Annotated in this window: 8 protein-coding genes; 5 read left to right on the forward strand and 3 right to left on the reverse strand. The window is 40.8% G+C overall.

Features of this window, described 5'->3' with window-relative positions; translation table 11 throughout:
• Positions 1-2: 2 nt before the first annotated feature.
• Complete coding sequence (locus tag B2W36_RS14315) at positions 3-857, forward strand: UbiA-like polyprenyltransferase (RefSeq protein WP_293888294.1); 855 nt, start codon at positions 3-5, stop codon at positions 855-857.
• Positions 858-937: 80 nt separating this feature from the next.
• Positions 938-2,614: a PNGase F N-terminal domain-containing protein gene (locus B2W36_RS14320; protein WP_293888296.1), complete on the forward strand. Its 1,677-nt coding sequence runs from the start codon at positions 938-940 to the stop codon at positions 2,612-2,614.
• Between the two features lie 76 nt (positions 2,615-2,690).
• Here B2W36_RS14320 and B2W36_RS14325 read toward each other — a convergent pair whose 3' ends face one another.
• Complete coding sequence (locus B2W36_RS14325) at positions 2,691-3,149, reverse strand: Lrp/AsnC family transcriptional regulator (protein WP_370877880.1); 459 nt, start codon at positions 3,147-3,149, stop codon at positions 2,691-2,693.
• 159 nt (positions 3,150-3,308) lie between these two features.
• On the opposite strand from B2W36_RS14325, the gene B2W36_RS14330 reads away from it, so the two are divergent.
• On the forward strand, positions 3,309-4,376 hold the full coding sequence (locus B2W36_RS14330; RefSeq protein ID WP_293880910.1) for a PLP-dependent cysteine synthase family protein: 1,068 nt from the start codon (positions 3,309-3,311) through the stop codon (positions 4,374-4,376).
• Between the two features lie 101 nt (positions 4,377-4,477).
• Positions 4,478-6,157 (forward strand): protein-disulfide reductase DsbD family protein, encoded by a 1,680-nt coding sequence (locus B2W36_RS14335; protein ID WP_293880908.1) that lies wholly within the window; start codon positions 4,478-4,480, stop codon positions 6,155-6,157.
• 217 nt (positions 6,158-6,374) lie between these two features.
• Here B2W36_RS14335 and B2W36_RS14340 read toward each other — a convergent pair whose 3' ends face one another.
• Positions 6,375-8,972 carry a DUF5686 family protein gene (locus B2W36_RS14340; protein WP_293880906.1) on the reverse strand — a complete coding sequence of 866 codons (2,598 nt, stop codon included), beginning with the start codon at positions 8,970-8,972 and terminating at the stop codon, positions 6,375-6,377.
• Positions 8,973-9,273: 301 nt separating this feature from the next.
• Positions 9,274-10,953, reverse strand: a complete 1,680-nt coding sequence (locus tag B2W36_RS14345; RefSeq protein ID WP_293888298.1) for an RluA family pseudouridine synthase — start codon at positions 10,951-10,953, stop codon at positions 9,274-9,276.
• A 203-nt stretch (positions 10,954-11,156) separates the two neighbouring features.
• Here B2W36_RS14345 and B2W36_RS14350 point away from each other — a divergent pair, with 203 nt between their 5' ends.
• Positions 11,157-11,630, forward strand: coding sequence for a Dps family protein (locus tag B2W36_RS14350; RefSeq protein WP_209575624.1), 474 nt, complete (start codon positions 11,157-11,159; stop codon positions 11,628-11,630).
• The last annotated feature ends 70 nt before the right edge of the window (positions 11,631-11,700 follow it).

Below are 11,700 nucleotides of genomic sequence, written 5' to 3' on the forward strand. Positions count from 1 at the left end.
GGATGAAAAAATATTTGTCTTTAGTTTTATTTGCCCACAGTGTATTCGCATTGCCATTTGCCTTTATAGGTTTTTTTTTAGCTCTGCATACAATGGAGTATGCTTTTTCGTGGAAATTATTAGTGCTGATGCTTGTATGCATGGTAACGGCTCGTAATGCCGCTATGGCATTCAATCGCTATCTGGATAGAGATATTGATGCGATAAATCCAAGGACAGCCATGCGTGATATTCCTGCAGGAAAGATTTCAGCGAGTAATGCATTGGTTTTTACGATTGTAAATAGTCTCATTTTTATCGGCGCGACGTATTTTATCAATTCTCTTTGTTTTATGCTGTCGCCGGTAGCACTTTTTGTGGTACTTTTCTATTCTTATACGAAGCGTATAACACCCTTATGTCACCTTGTTTTGGGGGCTGGACTGGGATTGGCGCCAATAGGCGCCTATATGGTGATTACCGGGCAGTTTGCAACAGTACCCGTGCTTTACGGCTTTGCAGTGTTGACCTGGGTGAGTGGATTTGATATTATATATGCTTTGCAGGATGAAGCGTTTGATCGGGAAAATCAGCTCAATTCTATACCTGTTTGGTTAGGGACGAAAGGTGCCATGCGCGTTTCTGAATGCCTGCACGTATTGTCCTTTATCTTTATTTTAATACCGGCATTTTTGATGCCCGTAGGCTGGATTTATTGTTTAGGGGTGGTCTTTTACGCCGCACTGCTCATCTATCAGCATACCTTGTTTTCTTCAACAGATTTAAGCCGGGTCAACCGTGATTTTATGACCACTAACGGCTATGCCTCGGTAATCTTTGCTCTGTTTTACCTCTTGGATATTTGGCTGATTAAATAAACGTTTTAGCATAAAATAAGAAAGGCTTTAGGAATTCCTAAAGCCTTTCTTATTTTTGCATCTAAACCCATATAGATGAAATGAAGAAAAGTTTCCTTTTTGCCGCTATTTTAGGTGTATCATTAACCTCACGGGCACAAAAGCTGCCGGCCTATGTAATTCAATATAACCAAAGTTTCAATGGAAATGCAGCTGCTAATCAGAATGCCATTCTGGTTTATGCAAACGAGAAAGAGACGTTTGTAAGTTCAGAGAAAGAAATGAAGGGACAGTTGGCGGCACCCTACGAACGTGTTGTAGTGCAGCGTGATGCGGGCAATTCCCTACTTAAAATTGCTAAACTCAAAGACGGATCAATCATCCTGACAAAAGATGCTCTTGCACTTGGAAAACAGCAGTTTAATGCAACCAACGAGACTAAAACCATCTTAGGCTACCCCTGTAAAAAAGTGGAAACGAGTATCAACTCTAATAAAATAGAAGTTTGGTATACCGACAAATTGGGAATAAAGGCTGCGCCTACGGAACTGGGTCAGGATCTTGGTTTGGTACTTGAAGTGATCCGCAACGGGAACACGCGCACCTTTGCAACCAAGGTAGAAAAGGTAAAGGCTCTTCCTGAACAACTGAGGTTAACAGGAAATGAGCAACTTTATGATGAGCTCACCTATAAGGATCTCATCTGGAAGAATCGTTTTGTTCAAATACCGATTTTTAGAAAGGAACGCGTACGTTTCGCTGATGATGTCAGGTCGGATTCTATCTTGCGTTTTGCTCATGGGACAGTTATTGTTAAAAAAGTGAAAATCCCAAAAATAAAGAGCGGTGACAATGTATTTGTACAGCTGGTGGAACAATCCAAAGGTGACGCTTACGATCGCACCGGGTCAGTTTTTATTATCCCGACCAATAAAGCACAGCACTTTTTGGATGGGATGAAAAATGGCATGGGCACACTGCCGAAGTATGAGAATGGAAATGGTAAGACTTATCAAGGTGTTGTGAAAACAGCTTCCTTTGAACCTATTGTGGAATTGATGCGTTTCTTTACACCCTTTGGTGTTAAGCAATTTAACTACCTTCAGTTAAAGGATAAAGTTTGGCAGGACTCGGTGCCGTACCGTCAAGATGTTTCTGAATTAGCAGGCATGCTGAGCGGACAGGAGGTTTATGTGGGTACCTTTATCGGTAATTATGATAAAGAGGGTCATGAAGTGAGTGTTGAGTTGACGATACATCCCGGCTTCGATGCCGCCTCACAGGGCAATCTGAAAAAGGCGATGCCTTTATTTACGACGACCAATGTCATGGAAATGGGAGGGCAGGAGTATGGATCTATGTTTGACAAGGAGAAGGGTTTGAAGGTATCTTTTCATTTGGACCAAGACGCTAAAAATGTGCAATTACGTTACATTACCACAGGGCATGGCGGCTGGGGTAAAGGTGATGAATTTGTGCCTAAGGAAAACCGTATTTTCCTCAACGATTCATTACTCTTCAAATATACACCTTGGCGCAACGACTGCGGGTCTTATCGGTTGTTTAATCCAGCTTCAGGCAATTTTGCTACCGGTCTGTCTTCCTCTGATCTGAGCCGTTCCAATTGGTGTCCTGGTACTGTCACACCGCCCATCTACATCGACTTGGGTGATTTAAAAGCTGGTGACTATACGATGCAGGTACAGATTCCACAAGGAGCTCCTGAAGGAACAAGTTTTAGCAGCTGGAATGTAACGGGTACCTTGCTATTCGATTAATCATTTTTTCATCGCTGTCATGTGCAACCGTATGATGATACATGACAGCGATATTGCCTCATTTTTATTACGTGGGTTAAAGAGGATAAGCGGTCTCGCTTTTAGTTTCCGATAATACAAAGTAGGTCTGTACGGTGTTCACTTGAGGTAATACGGCCAGACGATGTCGCAAAAAAATATGATAGGCATCCATATCTTTGGTGGCAATACGCAACATAAAGTCGTAAGAACCCGCCATTTGGTAGCATTCCATCACCTCGGGAAATTTAGCTACTTCTTTTTCGAATTCATTCAACACTTCAAATGTATGTGCTTTAAGAAAGACCTGAGAAAATGAAATCAGCCCAATACCGATCTTATGACGGTCTAAAATAGCCACCGTTTTCTTAATATAGCCTAAACGCTTGAGCTTTCGAACGCGTTCGTGAACGGCTGCAATAGATTTATTGAGTTCAAAAGATAGCGCTTTGTTGCTTAGTGATGCATCCTGCTGTAGGAGACGTAATAATTTTACATCGATTTCATCTAATTCCATAATCTGAATATTTTCGGTACTGCTGTAAAAATACACTATTGTTCTGTATTATTTACTGTTTTTAATGTTGTTTCACTTAATTTTTATCGAAATTAAAGTTATATATTGAATATTATCTTGTCAATAGTCAATTTTGCAACAGAATAATCATTTATTAAAATGGCTGAACAAGAATTATTAAGCGCGTGTTTGTCGCCTACATTGGACAAGAGATTCAAACATCTGTGGAGATTGGTAGGAAATACGCCTATGCTGGAATTGCAGTATACTTATCGAGGTAAACCAGGGCGAATTTTCGTAAAATGTGAGAACTACAATCTAACGGGCAGCATAAAGGATAGGATGGCGCTGTATATTTTGTATAAAGCGTATATGAACTGTCAGATCCGCCCCAGTGATGTGGTAATTGAAGCGACAAGTGGAAACACCGGGATTGCGTTTTCAGCAATCGGTAAAGCGCTTGGTCATCAAGTAAAGATTATTATGCCAAACTGGCTGAGCAAGGAGCGTACTGATATTATCCGCAGTATGGGAGCCGATATTCAACTGATAAGCAAAGAAGAAGGCGGCTTTTTGGGTAGTATCCATTTAAGTGAGGAACTTGCTTCAAAAGGTGGGGTTTTTCTGCCAAGACAATTCGAAAATCAATATAATGCTGAGGCGCATGAGAAAACCACAGGCTACGAGATTGTGAAGCAGTTAGAAGAGCAAGGCTTGGTGGCGGATGCTTTCGTTGCTGGTGTCGGTACGGGTGGTACGGTCATGGGGGTAGGCCGAAGCTTGAGAAAGGTCAATCCAAATGTCCGCGTTCATCCATTGGAACCTGCAGAAAGTCCGACATTAACCACAGGGCATAAGGTGGGATCGCATCGTATCCAAGGAATTTCCGATGAGTTTATTCCAGCGATTGTGGATTTAAATGAACTTGATGCTGTTGTTTGTGCCAATGATGGCGATGCCATTATCATGGCACAGAAATTATCGCGGCAATTGGGACTGGCTGTTGGAATCTCTTCAGGTGCAAATGTTATCGGAGCGATTAAATTACAGCGTGAACTGGGCGATGACGCGGTTGTAGTGACCCTGCTATGTGATGACAATAAAAAATACCTAAGTACTGATTTAGTGAAAGAGGAGCCTGTAAAAGAAGGATACCTTTCTACGGACATAGATTTTTCAGGTTTTCAACCTATTTGCAGATTGCCAAACCCGGTATTTGGTGCTTAAAAAAAGATTTAGTTTCATATGTTTATAGTTAACTCGGGGAGTCTCTAGCTCCTCGGGTTTCAATGTTGAAAAACCAATTTAATACCTAAGAATAATACAACATGAAAGTCAATTTCAAACTATTTATCCTCTTGTTGTTACTGATTGCGCCGTTTGGTATGTTTGCCCAGTCTGACACAACAAATTCGATGGAAGGAATCGAATTTACGGACGGCAGCATAAGTCCCGACTCCTTATCTTTTGAAGAATCGCCGGATACTGCTTCGGTCAAGGCTGATGTAAATAAGCCGACCACAGTGGCCGCTGCAGCAGCGACCAAGCCTGCAGCCGAAGGGAAAAAGTCGTTGTGGAGTATTTTCATAGCGGGACTAGTAGGCGGTTTTGCGGCGTTATTGATGCCGTGTATTTTTCCGATGCTGCCTTTGACGGTGAGTTACTTTACCAAACAGTCGGGAAGTCGTGCAAATGGCATCAGTAAAGCCCTATTATATGGATTGTTTATTATAGTGATCTATGTGGCTTTGGGGATGCTCATCACGATCTCATTCGGCTCAGATGCCCTCAATGCGCTTTCGACCGACGGTATCTTCAATTTCATCTTCTTTTTGTTATTGGTCGGGTTTGCGGCTTCTTTTTTTGGCGCATTTGAAATTACATTACCAAGTTCGTTTGTCAATAAAATGGATGCAAAATCAGACAAAGGTGGTTTAGTGGGCTTATTCTTTATGGCTTTCAGCTTATCACTGGTCTCATTTTCCTGTACGGGACCGATTATAGGCACACTGCTGGTGGAGGCAGCCTCCAAAGGCGAAAGGCTAGGGCCAGCGATTGGTATGCTGGGATTCTCTATTGCCTTAGCGATTCCGTTTGGTTTGTTCGCCATGTTTCCTTCTATGCTTAAATCTTTACCTAAATCGGGTGGGTGGTTGAACAGTGTAAAAGTGGTACTGGGATTTTTGGAACTCGCTTTAGCGTTGAAATTTTTATCCAATGTCGATTTAGCTTACCACTGGAATTGGTTGGATAGAGAGGTGTTTCTATCGCTTTGGATTGCTATCTTTGCGCTAATGGGCTTATATTTAATTGGTAAGATCAAATTCTCCCATGACAGTGATTTGAAATTCCTATCGGTTCCCCGGACTATTTTGGCTATTGTTGTATTTTCTTTTGTGGTGTATATGGTTCCAGGGTTGTGGGGTGCGCCTTTAAAATCGATTTCTGCTTTTTTACCACCATCGGCAACACAAGACTTTGATTTATCTTCGGGTGTAAGTACTGGGGCTGCGCATTCGGACGGGAAAATTAAAAAATATGCTGAAATCTTCCATGAAAGGGGTACCCCGAAAGGATTTGATCCGTATTACGATTATGAACAGGCATTAGCGACGGCTAAAGAATTAAATAAGCCTGTATTAATTGATTTTACGGGTTGGAACTGTGTTAATTGTCGTAAAATGGAAGCGAATGTTTGGACGGACAAAGCGGTAGCCAAATTGTTGAAGGAAGAGTTTGTTATGGCCGAACTTTTCGTTGACGATAAAACAGCATTGGCTGCAAACGAACAATTTGTTTCGAAATACAGTGGTAAAAAGATTAATACAATCGGTAAGAAGAACAGCGATTTTCAAGCAGCTACATTCGATAGTAATTCGCAACCGCTGTATGTAATTGTCGATCCAACGGGCAAAAAACTAGTGCCTCAAAGTGGAGCCAACTATAATGTAGCGGAGTATAAAGCTTTCCTTCAAAGTGGTTTAGATGCCTTTAAACAAAAAAACTAACCCTCCTCATATTCTAATTTTATCCTCCTTGTTGTCATAGGCAAGGGGGATTTTTTGTTGTTGATATTGACTAAAAAGTGGCTGGTTAGGGGCTATTCGAATGTGAAAAATGGGGCGGTTCTGCTGGGTTGCGGTGATGTAAGCTTTGGTCAAACAAAGAAGCCTTGTCCATTTGCATGGACAAGGCTTCTTTGTATCCGATAGATTATCGAAACTATTAGAAGTCAAATCTGACACGGGCACGAATTCCCCACGCTGGTGCATCGACGTGATCAAGATAATTCAGCCGTTTTACGTAGTCTACACGCAATATTTTGAAAATGTTGGAGAGACCGATACTGGCTTCCATATACGGTTGTGAGCCGAAGGTGTAAGAGCTTTGTACACCATCCGAATTGTGCTGCCAGGTAAATACCTTTGAACCATAATTAGGGTCGTCAGGATTGTTTTCTTTGCGCAGTCCACCGTATACACCCTTGAAACTAAATACCTCGCGTAATTTAAGCTTTTTGATCAAAGGAATCTTATTTAAAAGAAAACCATTCATGTAGTACTGTACATTTAATGATGCGTTATGGTCACTGACAAACTCAAGGAAGTTCATCAGGTTATACGAATTCAATTGATAGGCATAAGTCTGGTTGGCGCGGTGAATAGTTAAGAAAGGGAATGGAATTTCTTTCCCTGCGATATAATTCCCCTCAGCTGTGACGTCTGCAAATCCAAACTGACTAAAATAGAAGCGCTTAAAGGCGCCAACATTGAAGTTGTGATAATTGTATTCACCTTTAGCCAGGCCTTTGATTCCCGCGGTATAGTTGAATGTAAAGATCGGGTATTGATTGAAAATAGGTGTTCTATAAATCTTTCCTTGATAAAACTCTTCATGAGGGGCATATCTAAAATTAACGGACAATTCTGTTGAATTCAATTCGTTAAATAACCTGCTCTCGTTATTGGCATCAATCATTTGGTAGGTTAAGCTTCCGGCTGGCGTTTGTCTGTTAATATTGAAAGCCGCTCCGACCGCCACGTGATTTAAAAATTCTTTTTTGTACTCTAAACCATAATTTGTCTCATAGATATATCGATCATTATCCCCACGTTTGAAAGACAGTAAAAAGTTGTCTTCCTGAATAAACTCGAGCTTTTGCCCAGGAATCTTAGTGTCTTTTTTATAAGATGCCCTGATGTAGTGCATAGGAAAAGAATAGACAGATTTGTTATTGAACGCATAGGTTCCACTGAAAAAATATTTCCATTTCTGGTCTTTAAATCCGTAAGCAGCATAAGTTTCAGCATAGAAACGCTTGCTCAGCGCTTCCGTGGTACGGCCACCGACACGCAAACGGAAACCTTCTACGGGATTAAAACTATAGAACGTATTCACAGGACCGATTTCAACCGGACCAGCCTGTTTGTAACCGGAAAGTACCAGCGCGGCGATGTCCATGAATGTACGGAATGAAGGAATCTTTTGTAAGGTATCAATGTTATGATAGATGTTCAATTCGTTTTGCGCAAGGGCAAGTGGGCGCTGTGTTTCAAATAAAGTCTTTGTTGCTTTCTTGTTTTCAACATTATAGGCGATTACCGTTGACGGACCATCATAGATACTGTCGGGTTGTTGTATGCCTACTTTATAATTGTTGTAATCCACTGTCCGGCTGCCGCGGATTCCCATACCTTTCTCCGTTAACGAAAAATCGATACCCAGCGTACTTGTTTTTAGGTAGAAGCGGCTTTTGCTATCTTTCTCAAATTTAAGTTGTATCTGAAGATCACGCACGAAATTTAAGTTGATATCATCAGCAACCGTCATGTTGGCGCCCTGAACGGCATAGTTGCCATCCAATGTGACATAGAGTTGGCCTTTGAACAACATATCTGCTTTGTTGCGTGGAAAAAAGCTTAATTCGACTACCCAAGGTTGTACAGTCTTTATGGTATCCGTAATGAAAAACTTATAAAAAGTGGGTGCTGAATTGGCAATCGGACTCAAAAACTGATTAGTAACCAGGGAGATGTTGTTATCATAAATATCGACTTGTTCATAAAGTTTATTGAAGTAAGCTGTCAAACCATCGTTATCAATAAATTTAGGATCAAATTGTGCGCGCTGATCCCCAAGGATATACTGTTTAGTTTTGCTTGGGTCTTTACGATAATAGACCTTTGAGATCTTTTCCTCGATGAAAGCTGGCAAGACATATTTGTTGGCCGTTTTAGCCGAATCGTCTGTTTCGAAAAGAAATTGATAGTTTTTGAAGATCTTTTTATTGACAAATTTTTCCGAAAGATTACTTAATCCTAAGGACATTTTTTCATACTGGTCGTATTGCGCATATTGCTGACCTGCAAGTCTATTTTTTTCCTTATTCTCAATGACTTTTCGGATCAGTGCAACGGCAGGATTATCTTTATTGCTATATTTTTTCTTTTTGGCCTTGACAACAACTTCTTCCAGCATATTGTCCTGCTGATCCATTAAAATTTCTTTTGTTTGCGTTGCATCATTCGTTACAAAAGCGTCTTTGCTGTCATAACCGATATAGCTTGCTCTAATTTTTACATAAGATGTCGGAAAGACGAGTTTAAATTCACCATTGGCGTTGGTCGATGTCGTGGTTCCGGCAGAAGCTGGAGCACCTACTACAGCGACGGTGGCGTAAGGTATAGGGCTCTTGGTCTTTGCGTCTCTAACGATACCCGTAACAGTCTTATTTTGGGCAAGGGCCAAAGATACCGTTAGCACGAGTGTTATCGAAAAAAAGAATTTAGTTATGAAGGTCTTTGCGTCTATGTTAGCTCTCATTATATTGCTATAATCTTGAAAATTCAAAATTGTTTTCTTGTTCCAACTTTATTTTTGACTTTATAGGTATTAAAATCAAAAAATCAGTGAACAAAGGAAATAAAAAATTAAGAATAATTAAAATTTTATTGTAATATAATAGCAGTAACCAGTTGCGTACTTTTTTGATGTAAAATATTGTTTACTAAATGTTTATATCAAATTATTGATTTAGGGTACTAATTTTAATACTAGATTTTGACTTGGCGATGATTTTCCGCCGTCTTATTTATTGACTTTTGTAACGATATAGTCAGTCCTATCAAAAATCTGGGTCAATTTCGAAGGTCATTTCTTGCTTTGAACTGGGGTGAATAAAAGTAATGGAAGCGGCGTGTAAATGTAGTCTATTGGCTTTTCTGCCATATAGATCGTCGCCGACAATAGGCGTGTTTAATCCCTTTGGGTGCACTGCATGCATGCGAAGTTGGTGGGTTCGGCCTGTCAGCGGATAGAATCTAACTCTTGTCTGATTATTTTCGACGGCCATTTTTTCCCATTTTGTCTGTGCCGGTTTGCCGTAGGTATAGCAGACCATTTGTCGGGGCCTATCCTCTAAGTCAACGCGCAGGGGTAGATCGATTAAACCCGAATTCGCTTCGATAATGCCATCGAGCAAAGCAATATATGTTTTCTTGATGGTGTGCTGTATAAATTGATCTTGAATGAATTTATGGGACGCTTTGTTTTTGGCAACAATCAGCAGGCCGGATGTGGACATATCCAAGCGGTGGATAATAATCGGACCTGCTTCAGGATAGCGTTGGAGAACGCGATTGTAGACTGAATCCTTAACATATATGCCAGGTACAGACAGAAATTCTGCGGGTTTATTGATAATGATGATATCTTCATCTTCGTAAATTTGAGGAAGTTCTATCGCCAATGTAGTTTCCTGCTGCATGGGATTAGGGTCTACGACCAAGCCTTCGAGCATATATCCTAAAATTGGTTCACATTTTTTGCGGCAGGCAGGGTAGTAGTTTTTGTGTCTCCGTATTTCGGAGGCAGGGGAACAGCCCCACCAAAATTCGCCTAAGGCGACCGGTGTCATCTTGTTTTCATAGGCATATTGCAAAAGCTTAGGCGCGGCACATTCTCCGGACCCAGCTGGGGGCGTTGTGTTGTCAAAATCTTGGAACACATCTACTACATTTTTGCATTGTCCTTTTGCATTGCGAAAATTATATTGTTCAAAAAGTTGCTTTTGAAGGTTGCCCGAGCGTATTTTTCGCTCTTCTTTAAGCGATGTAATCGTCGATAGCAATTCTTGCAGGTGATCGCTTTCCTGTTTCATGGCGATATGCATTTCATACTGAAAGCGCTGAAGCTGTTGTTTGTCTTTTAAACTCTGGCGCTGCATATCTTCCATGAGTAATGCATAATCTGCATCCGATAAGCTGGACTTTAATAGCGTACGTGTTTCCTTTCGATTCTTCTTTTGCGCCTTCAATTTTAATTTAAGTGCGTCAAGTGACTCCCCCCATTCACTTTTTAACAGGTCGAGGTTACGCTTGGCATTTTCCAGCTCGGCACTTGTTTCGAGGTTTTCAATTTTTCGGTTCAGCGCATTAAGATGTACTTCTTCGTTTAGAAAAAAGCTATTATCTTCGAGCATATCGAAAATTGGCGGTACAAAATGCTGATTTTTATTGCTTCCCGCCAACTTACCGGAAACAGCGGCGAGATAACCAAGTTCTTCGTCCTGGTTTTTAACCACCAAAACGCCAAACATTTTTCCAATGGGAAGTCCCTCTCCAGTGCTATCCAAGCCAAAATTGTGTGTCCATTCGTTCTGCTTTTCAATGTAATGTTGAAGTTCTTGTGCCGCCATTGCGGCAAGAGGGTGTGGCTCATAACAAAACGGAAAGGTAAATCGTGCCGGAAGTTCAATTGTTGAAATATCCTGTTTGAATGTGTGAAAATAAGTGTTGTCTTCCATTTGGTCTGGGGCGTTTCCTCAAAATAAATATGTCGGCAAAAATACAACATTATGTCTTAAATAATTGCTTGATCGTTTTTTTATGTCAACAGGGGATGCGATAATTTGTTCAAATTTGGCGCCTGTATTTTTTGTTTTTATCGCATTGTTTCGGTAAATTTAATCAAGCAATTAAAACATATAGTTAACAAAAAAAATACAGAATGAAAACTTCAATTGGAATTAAAGATGCCGACTTGAAAAAAGTCGCCAAGTTGCTAAATGTGCTTTTGGCAGATGAACATGTTGTCTATATGAAGACACGTAATGCGCATTGGAATGTGGAGGGCGCGGATTTTCATGCTGCTCATCTATTTTTGGAATCGCAATACGATGAACTTGCTGAAGTAATCGATGAGGTTGCAGAGCGTGTGCGCACACTGGGGCATTATGCCGTTGGCACCTTTGACAAATATTTAAAGTTGACCCGTTTAACGGAGTCTACTTCCGAAAAGACAGATAGCCTTTCCTATTATAAGGAACTGTTAGCTGATCATGAAGCAATTGCGATGTCGATTCGTGCTGATCTTGCGGCAGTTGAACAGACCGCAGACAATGGTACGGAGGACTTTTTGGTTGGTTTGCTGGAAAAGCATGAAAAAATGGCTTGGATGCTGCGTGCACATTTTGTGAAATAGGCTGTAGTTACTTTACTACAATTCGTATAAAAAATCCTGCTAACAAGAAATTGGCGGGATTTTTTTTGTG

Source organism: Sphingobacterium sp. UBA3549 (assembly GCF_002376635.1).
Taxonomy (GTDB): domain Bacteria; phylum Bacteroidota; class Bacteroidia; order Sphingobacteriales; family Sphingobacteriaceae; genus Sphingobacterium.

Bases quoted from the DNA above. Each gene is read 5' to 3' on its own strand.
- B2W36_RS14315 (WP_293888294.1), top strand. From the start codon at position 3: ATGAAAAAATATTTGTCTTTAGTTTTATTTGCCCACAGTGTATTCGCA.
- B2W36_RS14320 (WP_293888296.1), top strand. From the start codon at position 938: ATGAAGAAAAGTTTCCTTTTTGCCGCTATTTTAGGTGTATCATTAACC.
- B2W36_RS14325 (WP_370877880.1), bottom strand. From the start codon at position 3,149: ATGGAATTAGATGAAATCGATGTAAAATTATTACGTCTCCTACAGCAG.
- B2W36_RS14330 (WP_293880910.1), top strand. From the start codon at position 3,309: ATGGCTGAACAAGAATTATTAAGCGCGTGTTTGTCGCCTACATTGGAC.
- B2W36_RS14335 (WP_293880908.1), top strand. From the start codon at position 4,478: ATGAAAGTCAATTTCAAACTATTTATCCTCTTGTTGTTACTGATTGCG.
- B2W36_RS14340 (WP_293880906.1), bottom strand. From the start codon at position 8,972: ATGAGAGCTAACATAGACGCAAAGACCTTCATAACTAAATTCTTTTTT.
- B2W36_RS14345 (WP_293888298.1), bottom strand. From the start codon at position 10,953: ATGGAAGACAACACTTATTTTCACACATTCAAACAGGATATTTCAACA.
- B2W36_RS14350 (WP_209575624.1), top strand. From the start codon at position 11,157: ATGAAAACTTCAATTGGAATTAAAGATGCCGACTTGAAAAAAGTCGCC.